The sequence below is a fragment of the Bradyrhizobium sp. S3.2.6 genome, from assembly GCF_040546885.1.
Lineage (GTDB): Bacteria > Pseudomonadota > Alphaproteobacteria > Rhizobiales > Xanthobacteraceae > Bradyrhizobium > Bradyrhizobium cytisi.
The window spans coordinates 38894-63393 of the sequence record NZ_JBEPOS010000029.1; the positions used below are offsets into that span (position 1 = coordinate 38894).

Here is a 24500-nt window from a genome sequence, read left to right on the forward strand (position 1 = left end):
GGGATTCTCTCTTGTCCGAAGAGCCACATTATCGGCCCACCCCACCGATCCAGGTGGATACCGGAGATTTATCTAGCCAGTTCGTCGACGACTTGCATGGTCGCCGCATAAGCAATTTCCACGATCTCATCGATCTCAGATTCAGAAACGACCAGGGGCGGCGCGAACCCGAGAATATCGCCATGTGGCATTCCCCTCGCAATAAGACCGCGATCACGAGCAGCTTTAACGATCCTGGCGGCGACCTTAAGATTAGGATCAAATCGGCGTTTGGTTGTGCGATCGGCCACAAACTCAACTGCACCGAGCAGACCTACACCTCGCACATCGCCGACCACCTCCATTTGGGCAAAGCGCTCTTTGAGCCGCCTTTGAAAATGCGCACCCACGATGCGGGCTCTATCGCTAAGCCTTTCTTTTTCGAAGATATCGAGAACGGCGTTGGCTGCAGCAACCGAAATCGGATGACCGGAATAAGTATACCCATGCGAGAATACACCGACCCGATCTGCCGCCTCCTCCATGACATCGTAGATCTTCTTGTTAATGATGGCGCCTGAAAGAGGAGCATATCCGGATGTCAGCCCTTTCGCGATTGTAGTGAGATCAGGTTCTATATCGTACAGCAAGCTGCCGAAGTTTGCCCCGGTTCGTCCAAACCCGCAGATCACTTCGTCGGCGATCAGGAGGACATCATATCGCCGAAGAACGGCTTGCACTTCGCGCCAATATCCCCGAGGGGGCGGCACGATGCCTCCCGTTCCCAGTACCGGCTCAGCAATAAAGGCACCGACCGTTTCCGCTCCCTCTCTCACGATGAGCGCCTCGAGCTCGGCCGCGCGACGACGGGAAAATTCCTCCTCCGTCTCGCCTGGTTCGGACTCCCGGTAGAAGTGGGGCGCTCCGGTGTGCAGTACGCCCGGGACTGGAAGGTCCATGTTATCGTGGAAGAAAGATAGTCCCGTCATGGAGCTCGAGAATACCGAACAGCCGTGGTAGCCAAGCCTGCGAGAAATGATTTTTCTCTTTCGAGGCTGCCCACGAAGATGGTTGTAGTACCAAACGAGCTTTACTTGTGTCTCATTCGCATCTGATCCGGACAACCCGAAGAAGACCTTGCTAGGGGTACCTGGCGCCATTCGGATCACGCGATCAGACAGAATGGCCAGCTGTTCGGTCGTATGAGCTGCATAGTTGTGGTAGTATGCGAGATTGTAGGCTTGCCGCGCGATTGCTGCGGCAACGTCGGTTCGGCCATATCCGACGTTGACGCAGTAGAGGCCGGCAAATCCATCGATGTAACTACGACCTTCCGCATCCTCGATACGAATTCCCTTGCCGCCAGTAACGATCGTCGTTCCGACATTGCCGAGGGCGTATCCCTTAAGATCTGTCAAAGGGTGCAGCGTACTGGCACGGTCCAGCTTTGCGATGGCCTCTATATCGATCATCTCTGCTTCTCCAGGACTCTAAAGCTCTACCGTACACGCGACAGACACGGCATTTCGCACCCCGGCATTCGCTCTCCGCGTGTTCCCTTCCCCGGGCGAAAAATGGCGGGGTCTCTTAAGAGACCCCGCCAAGTCATGGGAGGAAACGCCCTAGAGAGGCGCATTGCCGTCTTTTGTCGCCTAACGGCGGCTCCGCAAACGGCTGCGGATCACCAGCAACTTTCGAATTCGAGCATGACCAGCGTCGCGGCCGGTCAGAATTGCTTTCGAACCTTTCACAGCGATCTGAAATGGAACGTGCCGCCACCGCCAGACACCATCCCAATGCCGGGAAAGTCCAGATGAGCGCCCGCGACAGCCACGTTTGCCTGTGCGGCGCGATGAAGCAATTTCTGCCGGGTGGCACGGGCCTCATTCTGATCCGCATCGAACTCCCAGCTCAGCTCAGGCCTGGCAAATTGGATCGAGGGTACGTGGACGATATCTCCCCAAACCAACAACGTTTCGCCGTTGCTCGAAACCTCGAACCCTGTGTGACCGACCTCGTGCCCATGAGCTTGCATGGACGTGATGCAGTCGCTCAGCTTGCACCCGTCATCCAATGGTAAACGGCGCGGCCGGAATCGAGCCAGCCTTTCGTTTCCGTCGAACATCGAGAGCTCCTCACGGGGGACAAATAGTCGACGAAGATTGGGAAATGCGTCGGCCCCGTCTGCGGCCACGAGCCCATTTGCATGATCGGAATGCGTATGCGTCAAAGCGACCGCGTCAATTGCCTCGCGCACCACGCCTGCCTCGTTCAGAGCACTCAACAGTAGACCCATCGTTGGCTCCCACGAGTTTGATGCTCCGGTGTCGATGAGCGTGTGCTGATCACCCTCGATGATGAGAAAGGCATTGACCGACAAACGAAGCCGACCTTCGACCAAGTCGACTTGCTGCGGAAGCTCGGCCCCAAATGGCCGCCCGTCCGTCTGACGCAATCTACTGGGCGGCATGTCAACGTAACCATCACGCAGAGCAACGACGCGGAGCTCGCCCATCGCGTACTCGACGTGATTGATCCCGAAACTAACCTTTTGCATGATGGCGCGCTCCAATCAGCAGCTTGCAAGTTGCAACGATATGACCTTGTCTTGGGCTGTGACCAGCTGGTCTCGAGGATGACGCTTTCTGACGCGCCTCAACTGCCTTCTCATCCGAACAATCCTCGTCGAGTATGGCAGCGGCTACTCCGACCCAATAGTATGCGTACGCGCTCACGGTGTTCTCTTAATCAGAACACCAGCTCCCTACGCTCCGGTGGCTCGTAACGTCATGTGGCGATGTGCACGATCGCCTCGATCTCGACGGTCATACCGTTTGGAAGCGAAGACACCCCAACTGCCGCACGAGCGTGACGACCTGGGTCGCCGAGGACCTCGACCAACAGATCCGAGCAACCGTCAATAATCTTTGGGTGCTGAGTGAACGTCGGTTCAGCGTTTACCATGCCGATCACTCTCGCGACCGCCACGATCCGGCTAAGCTCGCCAACCGCACTCTTCAAGGTCGCGAGCATGTTCAGACCAGTTAGCTGCGCATCGGCATAGGCCCGTGGAATATCCGCCTCCGAAGTGACCTTCCCAAGGCGATACGTGTTGTCTGCCAGTCGAGGTCCATGACCGGCCAAGAATAAGACGTCCCCAACTCGGCGATAAGAAACGTAGTTGCCTCGCGGCGGTAACGCCGCTGGCAACGTCAATCCCATCGCCACGATCTTCTCTTCTGGTGACATTGTTCGATCTCACTTGCTTAGCTGGACGGGCGCCCGCGCTTGGACGGCCCCTCAGCACGTGAGACCGTCAGCCATGACACGCTCTATGATACTACTCGGAACGCAGATCCCGCTACTGAAAGGCTTTGTCGTTCGGCTTCTCAAACGCCTCGCGAAGCTGATCGGACATCGGGAAATTCAAGTTGATCCCCTTGGGCGGAATCGGGGACATGAACCACTTCTTGTAGAGTTCGCTCGCCTTGCCAGATTGCATGAACGCAACGAGCGTTTCATCGACGAGCGCCTTGAAGTCCGGATCATCCTTACGCAGGACGAGCGCATAGGCTTCGAACGATTGGGGTTGTCCGACGATCTCGTAGTCCTTGGCATCCGACGATTTTGCCATCTGGCCGTAAAGGAGCGCGTCATCCATGAAGAGAGCGGCCGCGCGACCGGTTTGCAGCGTCAGGAACGATTCAGCATGATCTTTCGCACTGATGATGTTCATCTTCAGATTGTTCTTGTTGTTGACCTCACGAAGGATCTGTTCGGGCGTTGTGCCCGCTATGGTGACGACGTTCTTCCCGGCAACATCGGCGAACTCCTTGATACCCGCACTCTTCTTCACGAGCATCCGTGTACCGATGACGAATGTCGTATCGGAAAAGGCGACTTGCTTCTGCCGGGTCGTATTGTTGGTCGTTGAGCCGCACTCCAGGTCAATCGTGCCGTTGATGATGAGCGGGATCCGGCTCAAAGGCGTGGTGGTCACCTCTTTCACCGCAAGATCTGGCAGGTTCAGCTTCTGTTTGAGCACCGTGACGATAAGGCCGCAAAGTTCTCTGGAATAGCCGATCACCTGTTGGTCATTGTCGAGATAGGAGAATGGCACAGCAGAGTCCCGAACCCCCAAGGTGATGACGCCGTTTGCCTTGACCTTTGCCAAAGTGCCTCCCTCCTGACCAAGCGCAGGCGAGCCGACTAACAGGGCACCGAGCACCAGAGAATTAGCCCACTTTGACATATCGTCCTCCTCTTTGAAGAATTTGCACGCCGGCGGACGCAAGCAGCGAAATGACGAGATACACGCTGCCTGCAAACAGGATCATTTCGACCGTGTTGCCATCGCGATCGGCGATGTTCTTCGCAGACCGGAAGAAATCAGCGAGGCCGATGACGTAGACGAGGGACGTGTCCTGGAAGAGGACGATGCCCTGCGTCAGGAGGGCGGGAACCGTGGCGCGCAGCGCCTGAGGAAGCACGATCAGCCGCATCGCCATCAGATACGGCATACCCAATGCATTGGCCGCGCTCAGCTGGCCCCGCGACACGGCCTGAATCCCAGCGCGGATGATTTCGGAGTAGTAGGCAGCTTCGAACAGGGAAAATGCCACCATCGCCGAGACCAGACGAATGTCGGTGCGCGGTGACACGCCAAACAGATTCTGGATGACCTGCGGCACCATCAGGAAGAACCACAGGAGCACCATGATCAACGGAATAGATCGCAGGAGCATCACGTACCCCTGCGCGAACAACGCAAAGGGTCTGAAAGAAGACAGGCGCATGACGGCGAGAATCGCGCCCCAGACGATACCGAAGACAACCGCTATCGCGGTGATCTTGAGACTCGTGACCATGCCCGCCGCAAGAGCGGGGAGTGAGTTTGTGATATCGGACAACAAGTCGATAGCGGTCATCACTTGCCCCCGATATAGCCAGGCAAACGTACTGAGACTTCGACCTGACGCATGATCAAAACGACGATCACGTTGATCAAGATGTAGACTGCCGTGGCCACCGCGAAAGACTCGTAAGGGTGAGCCGTGTAATCAACAAGCTGCTGCGCTTGAGCCGAGAGCTCCAATAGACCGATCGTCGAGGCCACGGCCGAATTCTTGAACACGTTGATCATTTCGGAGGTCAACGGGGGAATTGCGACACGAAAGGCGACGGGAAGCAGCACGTACCGGTAGGCTTGAGGCAGCGTCAGGCCCAATGCGAGAGCCGCGGATCGTTGTCCCTTGGGGAGCGTCTCGATGCCGGAGCGGATCAACTCACCCACCCGAGCGCCCATATACAGGCCCAGGCACAACACTGCGGATGTCATCATCTGGGTTGCAGCGGGAAGCTGCTTGAACCATGTCCCAACGTTGTCCGGCAGCAGTTCGGGGAGCACGAAGTACCAGGCGAATAACTGAACGATCACCGGGACGTTTCGGAAGATGCCGACATAGGTCGTTCCCAATGCCGCAAGCCACCGGTTCGGGGTCGTGCGTAGCACCCCCATCACCACTCCGACCGCGAATGCGATCAGGCTTGCTGACAGCGCCAAAACGACCGTGTTGTACAATCCGGCAAGCAGCCACCCCAGATAGTTCGTGGGCTCTCCAGTCGACACGGGCTGTAGAAAGACGCCCCAGTCCCAGGAATAATTCTTGAACATACGTTGTCTGTCCCTTCGGTCCTGGCCAGCGACAACGTCTAATGTTGGAGAATTCGAGAAAGAAACTGCCTCGCACGGTCAGTTCGCCCCTCGATATTCCCGAAGAACTCGGCTTTCGAGGTGTCTTCGATGATCCGACCCGCGTCCATGAAGATCACGCGATCCGCCACCTTTCGCGCAAAACCCATTTCGTGGGTGACACACATCATCGTGGTGCCCTCTCGCGCGAGCTGGACCATGACATCCAAAACCTCGTTGACCATTTCCGGATCGAGAGCCGACGTCGGCTCGTCGAACAGCATGCAGATCGGATCCATGCAGAGTGCGCGGGCTATCGCCGCACGCTGCTGCTGTCCGCCCGAGAGTTGAGCTGGATACTTCGCCGCCTGATCCTTTAGACCGACACGGTCCAGATACGTCCGGCCCTTGTCCTCGGCCTCATTTCGCTTTCGGCCCAAGACCTTGATTTGTGCGATCGTCAGGTTCTCAATGATCGACAGGTGCGGGAAGAGTTCGAAATTCTGAAACACCATGCCAACCTTCGACCGCAGCTGGGAAAGATTGGTCTTCGGCGAGCACACGGATGTTCCGTTGACTCTGATGTCGCCTTTATTGATCGGCTCAAGGCCGTTGATCGTCTTGATCAGAGTTGACTTGCCCGATCCGGACGGTCCGCACACCACCACGACCTCTCCCTTGGCGACCTCGGTGCTGCAGTCTGTCAGAACCTGAAACGTTCCGTACTGCTTGGACACGTTGTTGATCTCGATCATGACAAAGCGCTTTCAAAAGGCTTGGTACGACCTGCCAAACAGGCTGCGCCTGGCAAATGATTGGGCCAGCCGGACATCAGTTGCGGCCCATTTCGCGCTGATATCTGGCTTCGTTCTCTGCGTTCAGAGGGTAGAGCCCGGTGAGCGGATGACCATTGCGCACCTCGCGAAGGATCCACGTCTCGAGATCCTCCTGCTCGGCAGCGATAGAAGCGACGTCCTCAGCCATCGCGACGGGGATGACGATTGCGCCATCGTCGTCCGCCACGATGATGTCTCCCGGGAAGACGGCCACTCCGCCACACGAGATCGGCTGCTCCCAGCCGGCGAAGGCCAGTTGCGCGACGGCGGGCGGGGCGGCAATTCCGTTGCACCAGGTCGGCAATTCGCTCGCGATGATGCCCGCACGATCGCGGACGACGCCATCGCTGACGAGACCGTTGACGCCGCGGGCGTGCATGCGCGCGCATAGGATATCTCCGAAGATCCCCGCGTCAGTCGTCCCCAATGCATCGGCGACCGCAACGCAGCCTGGCGGCATAGCCTCGACGGCGGCGCGGGTCGAAACAGGCGAAGACCACGCGGCCGGGGTGTTGATGTCCTCACGCCCTGCGATGAACCGCAGCGTGAACGCCGGACCCACGATCTTGGGTTGGCCATGCAATAGCGGCGCAGTCCCACGGATCCAGACGTTTCGTACGCCCTTTTTGAAGAGGACGGTCGTCAAGGTCGCAGTGGTCGCCCGCGCGAGGGTGGAAATTACCTGATTATTGGTCGTCATCTCGCCACGCCCTTTAAACGCCCATGCCCTTCAAACGCCGGGGATCACCGACGCCGAACAATCGAACCTGGGACATAGAAAGCCTGCGCGCTGGCCAGGAAAGCGACGACATCCGCAGGCGGATCTCAAAGTCTCGTCGGTTTCCTCTTTGCGCTAAATTTAGTGTAGCGACGGAATTAAATTCCTCAATGGAATTATTTTCGAAGGATTGAAGAGCAAATGGAATGTATTGAGGGCTGCTCGGCACCGCGATCAGACCCGTCAAGAATCCTCAACACGCCAAGGTCGAACTTTCGCATGAGGGTACGTGTCATCGTCCGTTCGACAGACTTACGCTATGAGAGTGAATCAATCTACATTCGCCTGCTTCTCACAGGCGCCGTTTGAGACGAGCCAAGAGACGTGACCGCTCGGCGTGATCGCCTCGGTGGTCCGGTCACAGCATCTCCCGAAGAACGGCAAACGAGGGATAGCTGTCTATGTCCGCGCCATATCGAGCGGAGGAGCGGTCTCAGATGGAATCGGGCACAGATATGGGTGGCGCGACGTGCGTGCGGCGTGATCCGCCTTGGCCGCGGCCAGCAGCGCAGGATCGGCCAACACCTTGCACGCCGTCGCCGCCATGACCTTGGCGACATGCACCATGCCCTTGTGTGCAGCCGGCATCTTGCCCTGCGTTACAAGCTGCCAGGAATGGAACGGCGTGCCGATGGCAACGACCGCGCCGGAGGCCTGGACGGTCGGCACGGCCCAACTGACATCGCCCACATCGGTCGAACCCATCAATGGTTCGCGCTTGGCGTCCAAGGGCACGACTTGCTCGCACAGCGCCGTGTCGCTGCGCGGCTGGCCGACGGAGCGATAAACGAAGTCGAAATCCTCTTCCGACAGCGTGGCCTGGATCTGCCGGGCGAAGCTGCGGTCGGCGTCCTCGAAAGGCGGTGGACCGAGCTGGTCAAAGACGTCGGACATTGCGCGTTCCAGCGGGTCGTTACCCAGCAGGTTCGAGACCGCGCTGATTACCTGCACCGCGACCGAGGTCTCCGTCATCAGCGCCGCGCCTTGGGCGATCTTGCGAACCCGTTCCAGCAGCTCTCGCATGCCGGCGAGATCGCGCGCACGCACCGCGTAACGAACCTTGGCGGTTACCTGCACCACGTTGGGAGCGATGCCGCCGGAGTCGAGCATCGCATAATGGATGCGCGCGTCGCTCGGCATGTGCTCGCGCATGTAGTTGACACCGACATTCATCAGCTCGACAGCATCGAGCGCACTGCGGCCAAGATGCGGCGCTACCGCCGCATGCGCGGCGCGGCCCGTAAACGTGAAGTCGATGCGGGTATTTGCGAGCGAGGTCGCCGGCATCACTTCGCAAAAGCTCGACGGGTGCCAGGAGATCGCCACGTCGACGTCTCCGAAGGCGCCGTCGCGCACCATGAAGGTTTTCGCCGCGCCGCCTTCCTCGGCCGGGCAGCCGTAATACCTGACACGTCCCGGCAAGCCTTGGCGAGCGAGCCAGCCCCTCACCGCAACGGCCGCCAGCATGGCGCCGGCACCCAACAGATTGTGGCCGCAGCCATGACCGTTGCCGCCGATCTCGATCGGGCGCGGCTCGGCGATGCCGGCTTGCTGGCTGAGGCCCGGCAGTGCGTCGTATTCGCCGAGGATCGCAATAACGGGACCGCCCTCGCCGGCCTCGCCGATCAGCGCTGTCGGAATCCCGGCGATGCCCTGCGTGACCTTGAAGCCATGACGCTCGAGTTCGGCCGCGTGCTCGGCGGCGGAGCGGGTTTCGGTGTAGCAGATTTCGGGTATGGCCCAGATCCGATCGCTGAGCGCGATGAAGGCCTGCTGCTGGTCGTCGACCAACTGCCAGATGTCGCTGCTGTCGTTCATGCGCCCGTCTCCTCGCGGCCGGTTCGATAATTGAGATTCAGGATGCCGACGAGCGAGGCCAAACCGATCGCAATCACGTAGAACGCCGGAGCGAGCTTGCTGCCGGTCACCTCGATCAACCAGGTCACGATCAACTGGCCGAAGCCGCCGCTGAGCATCACGCCGAGCGCGTAGACCGACGAGAAGCCGGTGACGCGAACGTTTTTCGGGAAATTCTCGGTGAGCGCGATGAAGAAGCCACTGCCGAGCCCCTGCACCGCACTCATCACGGCGATGATCAGCAGCAATCCCGTGGTGCTCGGTGCCGCCGTCAACAGCAGGAACGCGGGATAGGTGAGCACGATGACCAGCACGCGTGACAGCACCAGGAAGGTCTTGCGGCCGAAGCGATCGGTCAGCACGCCGCCGATCGGCGAGAACAGCAGCATGAAGGCGCCGCCGACCATGGCCGCAGCCGAAGTGCTGGCCGGGGACAGGCCGAGCTCGCGCACGTCGTAGGTCGGCATATAGAGGTTGAGGATGACGTAGGACGCGTTGGCACCGAGCATCCCGAGCAGCGCCCACAACACGCTCGACCAATGCAGCCGGACCACATCGCCGACTGGACTATGCGCTGCGGCCGCCTTCGCCGGCGCAGGCTCGAGCGTCTCTTCGACCGCGCGCCGCAGATAAAGGCCGACCGGCACGATTCCGATGCCGCACAGGAAAGGAAGACGCCAACCCCAACTCGCCATGATGTCGGGCGACAGGCTGACGCTGAGCAGCCACACCACGCCGGCGCCGAGCATGACGGCCAGCCCCTGGCTCGCGGATTGCCAGCTCGCGAAAAAGCCGCGTTCGTCGGCGGGAGCGGATTCGGCAAGCAGCGTCGTCGACGCTCCGGTCTCGCCGCCGGCCGAGAATCCCTGGAGCAACCGCCCCGCCAGCACGACGAACGGCGCCAGCAGTCCCGCCTGCTCGTATGTGGGCGTCAGCCCGATCAACGCGGTCCCGACCGCCATCAAGACCAGCGTCAGGTTGACCGCCGCCTTGCGGCCGCGGCGGTCCCCATACGCGCCGATGACAAGACCACCGAGCGGCCGCGCGCAATAGCCCGTGCCGTAGATTCCAAGTGAGAGGAGAATTTGCGTTCCCGGCGCCTGGGTCGGGAACACCAGCTTGCCGATGGTCACGGCAAAGAACGTAAACAGGGTGAGATCGAAATATTCCAGCGCGTTGCCGATCGACACGGCGGCGATGAGGCGGAATCTGGATGGGGTCTCGACCGACGCTGCGAGCGTCATCGACATGGTGCTCTCCGTCATCTCATGAGGGGGACGTCGTGGCCGCGCGCGCTGTGGCCATTTGTCAGCTTAATGAAGACCAATCGGGCCGAAACTGAAAAATCGACCTGGATGCATAACCATATGGTAATGTCATGATATAATACCCTTAACTCTCGGATCTTTTACCTGATCTACGCATAACCGTGAGGAAGCCGGATGACGCCACGATGGGCAGAGCGCATCAAACTTCGCCAGCTCCGCGTCGTCCTGGCGGTTGATGAACACGGCAGCATCACCCGCGCGGCCGAGCATTTGTTCATCACCCAGGCCGCGGTCTCCAAGGTGATCGCCGAAGTTGAAACCCTTGTTGGCACCGAGCTGTTCGAGCGGAAGGGACGCAGCATCACCCCGACCGACGCCGGCCATCATGTGATCCGCACCGCGCGCCGCATTGCGAACGAACTGAAGCTGCTTGGCGAAGAGGTGGTGCTGATCTCGGAAGGTTGCGCGGGTCTCCTGATCATCGGCTTGCAGGCGATCTCGATACTGCAGCTCGTCGCACGGGTGGTGGCGACGATGAAGGCGCGCCATCCACGCGTCACCATCCGTCTGGTCGAGGATACGCTACCGAACCTGCTGCGTGAGCTGCGCGCCGGCAGGGTCAATCTGGTGTTTGGACGGTTGATCCGCGGGCTGCTCACGCCGGATCTCGACGGTGCGCAAATCCTGTCCGAGCCCTATGTCGTTATCGCCAGCTGCGGCCACCCGCTGCTACAGCAGCCGACGCCGGACTGGGAGGAAGCGTGCGGCCATGTCTGGTGCCTGCCGCTTCCGGGGACTCCGATCCGTGAGCATTTCGCCGATTCGATGTCCGCGCTGCACATCCCTATGCCGGTGCGTGCGATCGAAACGACCTCCGCCGCCACGATAGCGACGCTGCTGCAGACCATGCCGCTGCTCGCTCTCGCGCCCGCCAATCTCGCCGAGGAATGGGTGCGCGGCGGCGTTTGCATGATCACATCGCTGCAATTGCCGGCCCGGCCCGAACCGATCGGGCTGATCTGGTCCGCCACAGCCTCCTTAAGCTCGAGCGCCCGCATTTTCCGCTCGGAGACCATGGCGATATTGCACGCGCCACCGGTTGACGGCTGAGACCTGAAGCAAGAGGTGATTTGCAGCCGGACATTAGTCCGCGGCGTTGACCTTTCGTGTCAGCCGTCCTCAGTTCGCCAAGCTGACGCGATAAGACTGAATCACGCTGCTTTCACCCGCTTCTTCCAGGCGACGATCGAGTCGTGCCAGGAGACGCGACAGCTCTGCGTGATCGTCTCGGTCGAGCGACGGTCCGGGCGCTCGCGTGGCAGCTGACGCGATCAGGCCGCGACGACGGAAGATTTCCTTCCGAATTGCGAGTCCAACTCCGACCTGCCACTCATGGCGGATGAGCGGAAGAAAGATGTCGTAGAGGTTCTCGGCTCCTTCCGCGTTTCCGGCGAAAAACCTGTTACATATCTCAACCAGAATCTCCGGAAAGGCCACGCCGGTGTTGGCCCCATCCGCGCCTCGTGCAAGCTCCTGGGGCAGATGCAAGCCGCTGTTACCGACGAGAATGGACACTCGGCGACGTCCGCCACGTTCCTCTTGCGTGCGCATTTTTGTAATCTTGCGGAGCGCCGAACCCTCTTCGTGCTTCAAGATCTGAATATTCGGTACGCGCTCTATGATGCGACCAAGCGTGTCCGCGGAGATGTATACCCCCGTGCTCTGCGGATAGTCCTGCAATGCGATCGGCACGTGTTCACCAATCCGAGCGGAAATCGCTTCGAAGAATGCAAGCACTTGGTCTTCGGACTTCAGCGAGGACGCCGGTGCCACCATGATGCCGGAGGCCCCTTCGCCCATCATCGCCTCGGTAAAGGAAGTAAACTCGTTAAACCCTGCTTGTGAGACGCCGGTGATCACTTGGGCGCGACCGTCGAGGCGACGAACCACGCGCCTGACCAGATCGATGGATTCTTCTTTCGACAGCTTGGTCGCTTCGCCCATGAGGCCCAGCAAGGTAATGCCGGGCACGCCGATCTCCAGGAAGAAGTCGACGAGTCGGTCCATGCTCGCAAAATCGATCGCGCCGTTGTCCAGAAATGGCGTCACCGAGATCGGGTAAAGCCCGCGCGCCGTGGTGCTGATGAGGTTCGTCATGTTCTCGTTCTCGCGTAAGGGTTCTTGAATGGCGGCAGCTAATGATTGGCGGGCCTGACGGGTACCGTTATCGAACCCCGAAGATAACATCTGCATGCACCGGAAAGGCGAACGCGATCGTGGTGGATTGAACACTCGATCTGCCCTTCTCGCGTTGAGAGCTGCCGGGCATGCAGCGTGGCCTTGCCGAGACGCTGGCCCCAGAATGGTGCCAGGGTGCAGTGTGAGGTTCCTGTGACGGGGTCCTCCGGAACGCCCTTGGCTGGCGCAAAATATCTGGACACGAAGTCGCAGGCGTCGCCGGGTGCGGTGACGATGAGCCCTGGCAGCCGCAGGTCCGAGACCGCAGGCATATCCGGCGCTACCGCGCGGACAGCGGCTTCGTCGTTCAGGACGCATACGTAGCGATCCACGCTCTCGTAGATTTCGTTGATGCGAGCCCTCAGCGCAGTCTCGAGCTCGCATTTTGATATGGATGTCGGCACAGTCGGTCTTGCCGGAAAGTCCAGAACGTAATCGCTTTCGCGTATGTGAACATAGAGCGGCCCACTTGCCGTCGCCAACTCCACGACGGATCCCGTCTGTGCAAGCCCGAGTGCCTGGTGCATGATGGCGACGGCGGCCAGGGTTGCATGGCCGCAAAGGGGAACTTCCTGGGCCGGAGTAAACCAGCGCAGAGGAACCGGATGCTCGCTGGGGCGCATGAATGCGGTTTCGGATAGATTGTTTTCGGCCGCGATGGCCTGAAGAATATCGTCCGGAAGCCAGGAGTCGGTAATGGCAACAACGGCGGCAGGATTGCCTCCGAAGACGACCGAAGAAAAGGCGTCGACCTGCCAGATCGGAAGAGTCATTTCACCACTCATGAACTTGCCGTTTGCCTCGTCCGTTTTGCGGATGTCTATTTACGCAGCGCGGCTTCGAACCGCCCTGCGCTCGGGATGCTGTCACTTAGCGCGGCAGCAATGGCAGCAAGTCGTTCCTCCGAAACTTTGCCGTGCCCCAGTGTTTTCAGCTTCTTCAACAACTGCGCGTCTGTGAAAGGCCGACCAGGATCCCCGTCGGCAGTGTCCCTCTGCTCTTCGTATCTCTTGCCGTTGCGCGTATCGATCTGAACCGTCGTCGGTGTGGTCGACGGATAAAGTGCATCAAGCATTGGATCATGCTCCAGGACCACCCGCTCTGCGAGAGCCGTCACGTCGGCGCTCTCAAGAGTCCGGGTCGACAGTGGAAGCAACGCGTCGGCGCCTTTGACGAGCGCCACCGCGATTGCAAACGGCAGGCTGAACTGGGCCGACTCGAACGAGGTCGGCTGCGCTTCATTCGGCAGCTCGATCGTCGTGCGGAACGTGCGTACCGTGATGCGGTCGATGTCCTCGACCGCCAGCCGCTCGCGTGCCGCGATCGCCGTTGCGGCGTCAATTGGCGCATGCGCCAGCCGGCAACACGTGTAGCGCTTGAAGTACGTTCTCTGGAACGCGAACGCATCCGGTGACTTGGGAGAAATCCGGCTAGTGTCGAAAATGCCGACACTCTCGACAGCATCCGGATCTCCTTGATAGCCCAGTTCGGCCAGGAGCGCCGAAGCGATGCCGGACAGGAGGCCGAAGGGGACGCCTTCTTTGATGTGGCCCGTCATTTTTTTCCGGACACCGGCCGCAGCGACCAACGGCGCGGCGTGGACCGAAAGAGAGATGGCATTGGCGAGCTTCTCCCTATCGAAGCCCAGACAAATGCCGGTGGCAACCGCGGCCCCAACTCCTGCCCAACGACCTGAGGCAAAGAACGGCGGCGCCTCTGCAGCCCCGAGCCGTCCGCCAATCTCACAACCGGCGAGGATCGCATGCGCGAAAGTATCCGCGGACACATCGTTAAGCGAGCCAAAAACGGATGCGGCCGGCACGACGGCGGCGCCGAGGTGGCCGCGAGCCGCGCGGTTGCCATCATCGATATCCAGCGATGACATCGCGGACGAGTTGACGAATGCGGCCCCGATCGGGGTCACATTGGCGGCACTAGAGAACCACGGAGCCACGTATCCCGAACCGAAACCTCGTACGGCACATTTCGTCGCAATGTTCGCGGCCGGGGAATCATATCCTGCGACGGCGGCGGCTGCGGCGTCGATGAGGCACTGCTTGAGCAGGGCGCGGTTGGCGGCGACTTCCGACTCCAGCTGCAATGCAAGAGCGGCGAGTTCGTAGGAAAGCTCGTTCTTCATTATACCAGCTCAATGGTCCGATCGAGGCGTCTGCTATCCAGGGACAATGCGGATGGCACGCGCAGGCGGGGTGGCATTGCCGTCCAAGCGCAGGCGCGATCCGGCTGCGTTCGTCCACTTCTCATCTGCCGAGGACAACGTCAGTGGGCGCGGATGTCCGCAACGAACTTTTGAGCCCGGGGATGACGGGGCGCGGCAAAAAACTCCGAAGGCGTGGTGCTCTCCAGAACTTCTCCATCCGCGATGAACCAGACGCGATGCGCCACGTCGCGCGCAAATCCCATCTCGTGCGTCACGCAGATCATGGTCATGCCGTCGCTTGCAAGCTGCTTCATTACTTGAAGAACCTCGCCAACCATCTCCGGATCGAGCGCGCTCGTCGGTTCGTCAAACAACATGACCGGAGGATTCATGGCCAAAGCGCGCGCAATCGCCACCCGCTGCTGTTGGCCACCCGAAAGCTGGCCGGGAAACGCGTCCGCCTTGCTCTTCAATCCGACTTTGTCGAGCAATTTCAGGGCCCGATCGTGAGCCTCGCTCTTCTTGAGGCCGAGGACAGTGATCGGCGCCAGGGCAACGTTATCCTTGGCACTGAGATGTGGGAAAAGGTTGAACTGCTGGAAGACAAACCCTATCCCGCTGCGGAGCCGGTTCACGGACGTCTTGCGATCATTGACGTCGGTTTCGCCAACGATGATCTGTCCCTTATTGATCGGTTCGAGCCGATTAATGGTGCGAATGAGCGTCGATTTCCCTGATCCCGACGGCCCGCAGATTACAACGACTTCGCCACGTTCAACGCGCCCATTAACGTCGTTGAGAACCCGATGTGATCCATACCACTTACTGACGTTGATGAACTCGATCATGACGGCACTCGCGCGAGGGAGGGATTCTCGGGGATTGGTTGACTTGTCAATCTCGACCGCTTCCGCAGCACGCGACTTTCGACAACGCGCGAAAGGCAGCTCAGCGAATAGCACAGGATGAAATAGATCGCGGCAAGAATGAAATAGACCTCGAAGGGACGCGTCAGCAGCTGAGCATTGATGCTGTTCGCGGAGAACGTGACTTCTTGAGCGCCAATGATATAGGCCAATGACGTGTTCTTCACGATCAGGACGAACTGGTTCATCATGCTTGGCAGGCAGTTGAACAGGGCTTGGGGCAGGATCACCTTGCGAAGCATCGCCGGGTAGCTCATCCCCAGGGAGCGTGACGCCTCCGTCTGCCCTTTTGGAAGTGCCTCGAGCGCCGCGCGAATTGCTTCGCCAAGATATGCGCCCTCGTAGATCACCAGCGCGCAGATCACCGTGACCTCCGGTGAACTCGTTACGCCGGTCACCAGCGGCAACACGAAGAAAGCCCAGAAGATGATGAGCAGGAGCGGAATCCCGCGAACCGCCGTGACGTAAACCGCCGCGGCCCGTCGAATTGCGTGGACGGGACTGGTGCGCGCAACAGCAACCCCCACGGCCACCGGGAACGCAAGCAAGAGCGCGGCGATCGACATCAACAGCGTTAGAGCCAGACCTCCCAGCGGGCCATCCGGATATTGGCCCACGAGCAGCAGCAGACCGTATTGTGAGAGTATTTCTGTCATGGACCCACAATCACCGTGTGAAGCGCGCCGACTGCTGTAGGCGACTTCCGATCGCCATCAGCGTCAGTGTGCACGCGAGATAGATGAGCGTTGGTGTGAGGTAGGCTGGGAATGTCGCGTATGTCTCGCCGTCGAGCTGCCGAGCGACGTACATGAGTTCCTTGACCCCGATGGCCAAGGCGAGACTCGTGGTCTTCAGCAACCCGAGTGCCTGGCTGACCAGCGCTGGAGCCGCCCCGCGTACGGCCTGGGACACCACCACCCAGCGCATCGCCTTCAGGTAGCTCATGCCAAGTGCGCGTGCGGCCTCCATCTGACCGGGCGGAACAGCACGAATTCCGCTTCGCATGTCTTCGGAAATGTATGCCGCAGCGTTCAGCGAAAGAGCGACGACGGCAAAGAAGAACGCGCTGAGATGGGCATTTGCGAAGGCATGCCACGATTGCGGAAGGATCTGTGGCACGCCGAAATACCAGACAAAGATCTGGACGATGCTCGGTACGTTTCGATGGTATTCCACAAACGCCCCGACGGCCGCAGACGGAAGCCAACCGGACATCCGTATCACGACCAGCAGGGCGCCAAGCGCGTAGGCGGCGATCGCTGAAGCAACGAACAGCTCGAGCGTTGTCAAGGTGCCGCGCAGGAACAAGAGCTGGACATCAGGATCAGCGAGCACCGCAAGCGAATGAAAGTTCATGATCGTCGGTCTCGTTGCTGCACGGTTGGAGTGTCGACCTATTCGAACTCTGAGGCCGGTGTGACCTTTTTCTCCCGTGCGAGCTGGTACTCGTTCGATTGGCCATACCAGCGATCCCAGATCGTTTGCAGGCGGCCGGAGCTCTCGAGCTTGTCGAGAGCGGTATTGACTGCCGCAAGGAGGGCGGGCTCACCCTTCTTTACGCCCACGCAGTCGTGCTCCCAGAAAAGCGCTTCATCGAGGAACACGGTTTGCCCGTTCGAGCGGTTATGAAATCCAACCGCTGCGCTCTTGACCATGGCCATGCCCTGCACCTTGTCTTGCGCAAGTGCCAGGTAGGATGACGGACCGTTGTCGAAGCTGACCACCTCGCTGTTTGTCAGCTTTTGCCGCGCAAACACTTCCGACGTCGACCCTCTATTGGCGCTAACCTTCTTTCCCGCCAAATCGGCAAAGCTCTTGATGCCGGAGTCTTTCTTTACAAGCACGGAAACCGGAACGTTCATATAGGCGGAGGAGAAGTCGATCTGCTTGGCCCGAACCGGAGTATAGGCCAGGGACGCCGTCATGACATCGATGCGCCCTGTCTCAAGAGAGGGAATGCGCGCATCGACGGAGACGGTCTTGAGATCCAGCTTCACACCGAGGTCTTCCGCGATGGCTGCGCAGACATCGACGTCAAGCCCGACGATACTGCGGGTCTTCGCATCCTGGTATCCGAGCGGAACCAGATCCCCGAAGACGCCGCACGTCAAAACGCCCCTCGATTTGATATCGGCGAGTTGATCGGACCAGGCTGCCGAAGAGCAAAATGCGAGTCCGAGAACTACCAGCGCTACTCTTTTCATACGTATGTCTTCCCCTGAACAACACGACAAAAGATGATTGCGAAAAACTTGGGTAACTCGCTTCGCTCAACCTCGCCTGCCCGCGTCAAGCATCGGTCCACATTGAACGACGCGCACGCTGCGCAACCGCCGGAACTACCTGCGGGAGCTCGTCAAACCGACCGCAGTGCCGCCGCGGCGTGTTCGGAAAACGTTCGGCGGCGCGCTCTGCTCGTCATCCCAACATGTCCTTCAAATACTGGGAATCAAGCCACCATCGACGCGAACAGTCGAACCCGTGACATAGGAGGCCTGCGCGCTGGCGAGGAAGGCGATGACATCCGCATATTCTTCCGGCCTGCCGTATCGGCCGAGCGGAATGCTTGCGGTACTCTCGGCGGCGACCTGGTCAACCGGCCTCCCCTCCCGCTTCGCCTTTTCAGCGTCCAGAAACTGAATGCGATCGGTGGCAATTCGTCCTGGAACAACAACGTTCACCGTTATCCCATCTCGCGCGACTTCGCGCGCGAGGGTTTTAGACCAGCCCACAAGCGCGCTGCGTAGCGTGTTCGACACACCGAGGTTGGGGATAGGTGCAATCACGCCGGACGAGGCGCTCGTGATCACGCGCCCCCATCGCTTGGCTCTCATTCCTTCGAGCACACGATCCGTGATCGCGATCACGGGTTGGACCATCTTCTGAAAGTTGGCCGCCCAAACGGTGGCGTCGATGCCCGACACTGGAGAGGGCGGCGGCCCGCCGGTGTTGTTGATCAGGATGTCTACCGGCCCGAGCTGCTTGGCGACCAACTCAAGGTTCGCCTGGATGATCGACAGGTCGGAGATATCCCAAACAATCGGCAGGGCTGACACGTCCTTGGTGCGAAGACGCTGAGCCACGGCGTCCAATCCATCGCCGTTGATATCCGCGATCGCCACCTGGCAGCCTTCGCGCCCCAGTGCCAGCGCAATGGAGGAGCCGAGACCACCGGCGCCGCCGAACATCAACGCTGTCTTTCCTTTGATCTGAAGATCCATCGGGCCGCCTCATTGCGCTTCGTTTACTGTAACCGTCGAATTAAATTCCTCAATGGAATTAATTTTTATATAAATATGAATATAAGGAATGTATCCGCGCAGACGGTCGAGGGCATCTGGCGGCTAATGGCCGGCCAACGCCGCGACACGTCCTGTCAAAGATTCAGGTCGTTGCGCATCTGGGATCGAAGTTGAAGACGACTGGAACGTCTTGCTGTTGGCGGATCACGCCATTACGCCGCAGCTAGCGAAGAGCAGCGCAAGCAGCCAATACGCGGCGACACGCCTCTTCGATGACATTCATCGAGGTCGCGAAGGAGATCCGAAACGACGGCGACAACCCATAGGCGGCGCCCTGCACTGTCGCGACTTTGTACTCGTTCAGAAGGTAAAGAACGAAGTCGGTGTCGGTTTCGATACGCTTGCCGCCCGGCGTTGTCTTTCCAATATGCGCTGCGCACGACGGATAGACGTAAAATGCGCCTGCGGGTTTCGCGCAGGATAGGCCTTCCCGACCATCCAACTGGCCGACGATATAGTCACGTCGACGTTGATACTCGTTACGCCATTCGCCAAAGAACTCCATCGAGCCTTTGAGTGCAGCCAAAGCTGCGGCTTGACTGACGGACGCGGGGTTTCCGCTCGTCTGCGACTGCAGCTTCTCCATGGCTTTGATCAAAGGTTGCGGACCCGCGCCATAGCCGAGCCGCCAGCCCGTCATCGAGAAAGACTTCGAGACCCCGTTGATCGTCAATGTTCGCTCAGAGAGACTGGGATTGACCGCCGCGAATGATGCATAGGGCAAATCGTCATAGATCAAATGTTCGTAGATCTCGTCAGTTAGTACGTAGAGATTGGGATGCCGGGCCACGACCTCGCCGATTTTCTGGAGCTCGGCACTTGAAAACGTCGCGCCACTCGGATTGTTCGGCGAATTCAGAACCAGCCATTTCGAACGGGGCGTGATCACCGATTGCAGCTGCTCGGCGGTCATCTTGAACTCTTGCGAAGCCGGGGCGACAACGAACACGGGCTTGCCGCCGTTGAATTGCACGATGTCGGGATAGGAAACCCAGTACGGAGCGGGGATGATAACCTCGTCCCCCTCGTCCACCGAGCAGGCGAATGCGTTGAAGATCACCTGCTTTGCGCCGGCACCCACGGAGATCTGGTCAGGCCTATACGCAAGTCCGTTCTCGCGGCGGAATTTTTCGCAGATCGCTTCCTTGAGCGCCCGCGTCCCATCGACGGCCGTATATTTCGTCTCGCCGGCCAAAAGCGCTTGATAGGCGGAATCAATGATCGGACGCGGTGTCGCGAAGTCCGGCTCGCCTGCGGCCATGTTGCAGATGTCCTGGCCGGCGGCGATCAGTTCCTTTGCGCGGCTCATCGCCATCACACTTGGTGAAGGCTGTATCAGGTCTACTCGCCTGGCCAGCAATTGCATTTCGGCACCCGATCCCGCTCACGATGGGAGTCGCGTTTTGCAAACGTTACGTCTCTCATCCTTGCCTACAGGTGCCGAGCGTTACGATTACGGTCAATGGAATAGTTTACGACTCAAGATGTCGCAAATTTCATGAGAAGCGGTGAATCAATTTCCGGCTTCGTCATCGTGCTGCGAAGTACCACGGAACAGACCGGGAGAACTCACAACAGTCCGAAGCGAGCGAGGCCAGGATCCGGAGAAACTCGTCGCTCTTCGACTTCTTGTAGATCATCACGTACGGAATACGTGGCAATGCCGGCCGCGTCCGCAAGATTCTCAGCTGGCCAGACGCAATCAGATAGTCGAACACCTTCCGCGGTAGATAGCTGATTCCCAAACCCGACAACGTCAGCGATGACAAAGCCGTCAGGCTACTACTGGACAGCGTGTTGTCGAAGGCGATGTGCTTGTCTGCCAGCCACTGCGATATGAGGTCGCCAAGGCCGGACGACGCCTGCTGCTGGACGATGATCGTGTGACTGGACAAGCTCGCGAGTGGCAGCTCGGCCGCATCGTCGAAATAAGCGGGACTACACATCCAGGCATATTCTACGGAATCGAGAGGCACGATTTCGAAGGACGGCTCTCGAAAGGCATCCGGGACGACGACGGCATCGAGCTCATCCGCTTTGAGTTTTTCGATGAGCTCCACGCTTGCGTCGACGACCGGTTCCAGCGCTAACGTCGGATAGCTTCCACGAAGGCGATGGATTAAATTCGGGAGCCATGTCATGGCCGTCAGCTCGGTCACGCCAAACCGAAGGCTGCGCGGCGATTGGTCCAGCGACGACCTGAAATCCATCATCCGATCGCGGAGCGCCAGCATGTCACGCGTCAGCACGATCAGCTTCTCGCCCTGCGGCGTGATCTGGACCCGTCGTTTAGACCGGTCGAACAATGCAATGTTCAAAATCGCCTCAAGCTCTTGCACGCGCTTGGAAATCGCCGACTGCGTCGCATTCAGCCTTTGTGCCGCTTCATCGAGCCCCCCAAGTTCCGCAACCCAGTAAAATCCCTCCAGTTGCTTCAGCGTAATCATCATTCGTCCTCTCAATTGAGACTCCGATGATAGATCGCTTTTGTTCTCGAATGCGAATAGTTTCAGTCGCTCAGGGAATGACGATACCCAACCGATTCGACATCCTCGGCCGGGTCCGTCACCTCATTCGAACTCCAGGATCGTTTCAATCTCGACGCAATTGCCGCGCGGCAAGGAGTGCATGCCGACCGCCGACCGCGCATGCAATGCAACGTCCTTGCCGAACACCTCGTCGAGAAGGTCCGACGCGCCGTTGATCACCTCGGGCTGCTGAACGAAATCGGCGACGCAGTTCACCATCCCCAGCAATTTGATGATGCGCTTGACCCGCTTCAGATCGCCGATATTCGCCTTGATCGTTCCAAGACTGTTGATCATCGCAACCCGCGCGGCGCGATAGCCGTCCTCAACGGACACCTCGCGACCGAGCTTGCCCATATATTGCGGGACCCCGGCTGAATCCGGAAGATGTCCAGCAAGGTACAGGACATTTCCCGTCGAACGCGCACGGGCATAGTTACCAGCCGGCGGAACGGACGCCGGGAGCTCGATCTTGAGCTTGGTAAGCACAAGCTCCGGATCAAACGTCCTGATATTGGTCGACAGCGCGCTCATTTGCACAACTCCTCACTTTTCGCGGTCAGCGCCGGCGCAATCTCTTCGTTTCCAAGTCCATATTTGGCGACGATGGCGCGATGGTCCTCCGAGCCCAGGAACCGCGCCAGCTCTGCGTTGAAACGAGCAATGAAGGCTCCGCTCGCCTGGTTGAACGAGAATGCGCCGAAGCCGGCCTTCGGGCGGCCGTTCTCCATGGGCGGCTCGAACGGCTGCGCGAGCGCCAGATCCGCATCCTTCAGTGAAGCAAGCAGCGCGCGGTGCCCAAGCGCCGTATTCGGATAGGCATCGACGCGCCCGGCCTTGATCGCAGCAATGATCTCCTCCTGGGCGCCGAACTCGACGATCCGCTCAGCCGGCACACCTGCCGCCTTCGCGCTTCCAACCTGCACGGTGCCTTTGACGACGCCAAGCCGCGCGTCAGACGCTGCCACCGACGCATAGCTGGAGATGCGCTTTGGATTGCCGGCGCGAACGATCATGCCGTCAACCAACGCCCAGATGGGATTCGAGTACGCAACCGTCTTGCAGCGATCAGGCGTTACAAACAGCGCCGTATTCATCGTCCAGCGGCCGGCAGCCACGCCTGGAAGGAGTTCGGCGAACTCCACCTTCTTCAACTCGATGTCCTTGACGCCCATTCTCGCCAGCACCGCCTTAGCGAGATCGACGTCCGAACCTGCTGGTTGACCGTTGATCGTCGCGGCGAACGGAGGTTCTTCGATGTACGCCAGGACGGTCTTGTCCTGCGCTTTTGATGGTTGTGCAAGGAGCAGCGCCATCGCAGCAGCGGCCGCAATCAGGTATGTCGTTTTCATTGTCTGTCCCTCCCTCGAGGACTCGGCGTCCCCGAGGCGACTATGATGGTGACCGCGGCATTGGGAATAGACAGCTCACGCGCTCGCGGCGTTCTGCATTTCAGAACACTCGCAGGTCATGCGTAGTTGATGACGAGATGCTTGATATCGGTCATGTCGTCCATCGCGAATACTGTTCCTTCGCGACCGATTCCGGATTCCTTCCAGCCGCCGAACGGCATGTTGTCCAGCCGGTAGATCGGCACGTCGTTGACCATCAGGCCGCCGACATCCCATTCCTCGATTGCCGAGAACGCGCGCTTGAGGTCGCGGGTGAACATCCCCCCTTGCAGGCCATAGCGGGTCGCGTTCGCGCGCCGGACCGCATCCTCGAACTCGATGAACGGATTTACGGTCAGGACGGGTCCGAAGACCTCTTCGTCCTCGATCTTCATCCCACTCTTCGTTCCTGCCATGACCGTCGGCTCCACGACCGCTCGCTCGCGCTTTCCACCGACGAGGATCTTGGCTCCGGCCGCACTCGCCTCGTCGATCCAGCTTGCGATGCGCTTAGCCGATCCTTCGTCGATGACCGGACCAACATCCACGCCTTCCTGCATGGGATCACCGACCTTGCAGGCCCGGACCTTGCTTGTCAGCTTCTCCACGAACTCGTCGTGGATCTTGCGTTCGACGAGAATGCGCTGGACGCCGATGCAATACTGGCCGCCGTAGACGACGCCGCCCCGGACGCATCTTGCTGCAGCGAGGTCCAGGTCTGCGTCCGCGCAGACGATGACGGCAGCGTTTCCACCGAGCTCAAGCGCGACCTTCTTCTTGCCGGCGATTGACTTGATGTGCCAGCCCACTTTGGCCGACCCCGTGAACGTGACCATCGCGAAGCGCTCATCCTTGACCATCTGCTCCGCAAGCGGAACGCTGCAATGAACGACAGACAGCGCCCCTTTCGGAAGGCCGGCCTCGGTCAGCACCTCGGCAAGCAGCAGCGACGTCAATGGAGTCTGCGGCGCCGGCTTCAGCACGACCGAATTACCAACCGCAAGCGCCGGCGCAACCTTGTGCAGAACGAGGTTGAGCGGAAAATTGAACGGTGCGATCGCGAGGATCGGCCCGATCGGAAAGCGCCGCGCGATACCGATGCGTCGCCGAATTGAGGCGAGTTGCTCGAAATCCGCGTTGGCCAGATCGAGCGGAGCGCCGTCGGCCGTCGTGGTCTGGTATTCGTAGACCCCGGCATCCATGTCGAGCGGGATTTCATGCCCGCCATACCGTCGCGCTTCGGCTGCCGCGTTGGTCAGGTTGAAAATCGAGCGGGCCACCTCTCCCCGGGCATCATAGAGAGGCTTGCCGGCTTCCGCCGCGATCGTGCTGACGAACTCGTTGCGTCTTGCCTTCATGATCTCGGCCGCCCGCGCGAGAATATCGGCGCGGGCAAAGCGAGGCAGCCTTCGCATGACCTGAAAGGCGCTCTCGGCCGCATTGATGGCAGCTTCTACCGCTGCCGCGTCCGATACGGGCATTTGACCGACCGGGGACCCGTCAAAAGGCGAGCGAATGATGTCGAATTGCATGGCGTTCATTTC

24 protein-coding genes are annotated in these 24500 nt (G+C 59.6%); 1 reads left to right on the forward strand and 23 read right to left on the reverse strand.

The window, feature by feature from the left end:
- Nucleotides 1-68 precede the first annotated feature (68 nt).
- From ABID58_RS33100 to ABID58_RS33145, 10 genes are all read right to left on the reverse strand, one after another.
- Nucleotides 69-1451 carry an aminotransferase gene (locus ABID58_RS33100; RefSeq protein ID WP_354037073.1) on the reverse strand — a complete coding sequence of 461 codons (1383 nt, stop codon included), beginning with the start codon at nucleotides 1449-1451 and terminating at the stop codon, nucleotides 69-71.
- 275 nt (nucleotides 1452-1726) lie between these two features.
- Complete coding sequence (locus ABID58_RS33105) at nucleotides 1727-2536, reverse strand: MBL fold metallo-hydrolase (protein WP_354037075.1); 810 nt, start codon at nucleotides 2534-2536, stop codon at nucleotides 1727-1729.
- Nucleotides 2537-2766: 230 nt separating this feature from the next.
- Entirely contained in the window at nucleotides 2767-3228 is a 462-nt protein-coding gene (locus ABID58_RS33110) for a RidA family protein (RefSeq protein ID WP_354037076.1), read from the reverse strand.
- A 112-nt stretch (nucleotides 3229-3340) separates the two neighbouring features.
- A complete protein-coding gene (locus ABID58_RS33115) occupies nucleotides 3341-4231 on the reverse strand; it encodes a transporter substrate-binding domain-containing protein (RefSeq protein WP_354037078.1) in 891 nt (296 codons plus the stop codon).
- Nucleotides 4215-4907, reverse strand: a complete 693-nt coding sequence (gene gltK / locus ABID58_RS33120; protein WP_354037080.1) for a glutamate/aspartate ABC transporter permease GltK — start codon at nucleotides 4905-4907, stop codon at nucleotides 4215-4217. Before gltK ends, ABID58_RS33115 begins: the two co-directional genes overlap by 17 nt.
- The gene (locus tag ABID58_RS33125; RefSeq protein ID WP_354037081.1) at nucleotides 4907-5653 is read right to left on the reverse strand and encodes an amino acid ABC transporter permease; all 747 of its coding nucleotides are present in this window, start codon (nucleotides 5651-5653) and stop codon (nucleotides 4907-4909) included. The genes gltK and ABID58_RS33125 overlap by 1 nt, the downstream gene beginning before the upstream one ends.
- Before the next feature lie 38 nt (nucleotides 5654-5691).
- A complete protein-coding gene (locus tag ABID58_RS33130; protein WP_354037083.1) occupies nucleotides 5692-6426 on the reverse strand; it encodes an amino acid ABC transporter ATP-binding protein in 735 nt (244 codons plus the stop codon).
- A 76-nt stretch (nucleotides 6427-6502) separates the two neighbouring features.
- Nucleotides 6503-7207, reverse strand: coding sequence for a ribonuclease activity regulator RraA (locus ABID58_RS33135; RefSeq protein WP_354037085.1), 705 nt, complete (start codon nucleotides 7205-7207; stop codon nucleotides 6503-6505).
- A 477-nt stretch (nucleotides 7208-7684) separates the two neighbouring features.
- Nucleotides 7685-9103 (reverse strand): M20 family metallopeptidase, encoded by a 1419-nt coding sequence (locus ABID58_RS33140; RefSeq protein WP_354037086.1) that lies wholly within the window; start codon nucleotides 9101-9103, stop codon nucleotides 7685-7687.
- A complete protein-coding gene (locus ABID58_RS33145; protein ID WP_354037087.1) occupies nucleotides 9100-10392 on the reverse strand; it encodes an MFS transporter in 1293 nt (430 codons plus the stop codon). The genes ABID58_RS33140 and ABID58_RS33145 overlap by 4 nt, the downstream gene beginning before the upstream one ends.
- A 192-nt stretch (nucleotides 10393-10584) precedes the next feature.
- Here ABID58_RS33145 and ABID58_RS33150 point away from each other — a divergent pair, with 192 nt between their 5' ends.
- Complete coding sequence (locus tag ABID58_RS33150; RefSeq protein ID WP_354037088.1) at nucleotides 10585-11520, forward strand: LysR family transcriptional regulator; 936 nt, start codon at nucleotides 10585-10587, stop codon at nucleotides 11518-11520.
- A 69-nt stretch (nucleotides 11521-11589) separates the two neighbouring features.
- On the opposite strand, the gene ABID58_RS33155 is transcribed toward ABID58_RS33150, so the two are convergent.
- The 13 genes from ABID58_RS33155 to ABID58_RS33215 form a co-directional block, all read right to left on the reverse strand.
- The gene (locus tag ABID58_RS33155; RefSeq protein ID WP_354037089.1) at nucleotides 11590-12567 is read right to left on the reverse strand and encodes a dihydrodipicolinate synthase family protein; all 978 of its coding nucleotides are present in this window, start codon (nucleotides 12565-12567) and stop codon (nucleotides 11590-11592) included.
- A gap of 38 nt (nucleotides 12568-12605) precedes the next feature.
- Nucleotides 12606-13421 carry a PhzF family phenazine biosynthesis protein gene (locus ABID58_RS33160; protein WP_354037091.1) on the reverse strand — a complete coding sequence of 272 codons (816 nt, stop codon included), beginning with the start codon at nucleotides 13419-13421 and terminating at the stop codon, nucleotides 12606-12608.
- Nucleotides 13422-13468: 47 nt separating this feature from the next.
- Nucleotides 13469-14788, reverse strand: coding sequence for an MmgE/PrpD family protein (locus ABID58_RS33165; protein ID WP_354037093.1), 1320 nt, complete (start codon nucleotides 14786-14788; stop codon nucleotides 13469-13471).
- Nucleotides 14789-14928: 140 nt separating this feature from the next.
- Complete coding sequence (locus ABID58_RS33170) at nucleotides 14929-15657, reverse strand: amino acid ABC transporter ATP-binding protein (RefSeq protein ID WP_354037095.1); 729 nt, start codon at nucleotides 15655-15657, stop codon at nucleotides 14929-14931.
- Entirely contained in the window at nucleotides 15654-16391 is a 738-nt protein-coding gene (locus tag ABID58_RS33175; RefSeq protein WP_354037097.1) for an amino acid ABC transporter permease, read from the reverse strand. The genes ABID58_RS33170 and ABID58_RS33175 overlap by 4 nt, the downstream gene beginning before the upstream one ends.
- Nucleotides 16392-16401: 10 nt before the next feature.
- On the reverse strand, nucleotides 16402-17091 hold the full coding sequence (locus ABID58_RS33180) for an amino acid ABC transporter permease (RefSeq protein ID WP_354037099.1): 690 nt from the start codon (nucleotides 17089-17091) through the stop codon (nucleotides 16402-16404).
- 38 nt (nucleotides 17092-17129) lie between these two features.
- Nucleotides 17130-17939 (reverse strand): transporter substrate-binding domain-containing protein, encoded by an 810-nt coding sequence (locus ABID58_RS33185; protein ID WP_354037101.1) that lies wholly within the window; start codon nucleotides 17937-17939, stop codon nucleotides 17130-17132.
- 231 nt (nucleotides 17940-18170) lie between these two features.
- The gene (locus ABID58_RS33190) at nucleotides 18171-18956 is read right to left on the reverse strand and encodes an SDR family oxidoreductase (RefSeq protein WP_354037103.1); all 786 of its coding nucleotides are present in this window, start codon (nucleotides 18954-18956) and stop codon (nucleotides 18171-18173) included.
- A gap of 244 nt (nucleotides 18957-19200) precedes the next feature.
- Entirely contained in the window at nucleotides 19201-20403 is a 1203-nt protein-coding gene (locus tag ABID58_RS33195; protein WP_354037105.1) for a pyridoxal phosphate-dependent aminotransferase, read from the reverse strand.
- A 163-nt stretch (nucleotides 20404-20566) separates the two neighbouring features.
- Complete coding sequence (locus ABID58_RS33200) at nucleotides 20567-21487, reverse strand: LysR family transcriptional regulator (RefSeq protein ID WP_354037107.1); 921 nt, start codon at nucleotides 21485-21487, stop codon at nucleotides 20567-20569.
- A gap of 120 nt (nucleotides 21488-21607) precedes the next feature.
- Nucleotides 21608-22099, reverse strand: a complete 492-nt coding sequence (locus ABID58_RS33205; protein ID WP_354037108.1) for a RidA family protein — start codon at nucleotides 22097-22099, stop codon at nucleotides 21608-21610.
- On the reverse strand, nucleotides 22096-22881 hold the full coding sequence (locus ABID58_RS33210; protein ID WP_354037110.1) for a transporter substrate-binding domain-containing protein: 786 nt from the start codon (nucleotides 22879-22881) through the stop codon (nucleotides 22096-22098). Before ABID58_RS33210 ends, ABID58_RS33205 begins: the two co-directional genes overlap by 4 nt.
- A 152-nt stretch (nucleotides 22882-23033) precedes the next feature.
- Entirely contained in the window at nucleotides 23034-24497 is a 1464-nt protein-coding gene (locus ABID58_RS33215; RefSeq protein ID WP_354037111.1) for an aldehyde dehydrogenase family protein, read from the reverse strand.
- Between the last annotated feature and the right edge of the window lie 3 nt (nucleotides 24498-24500).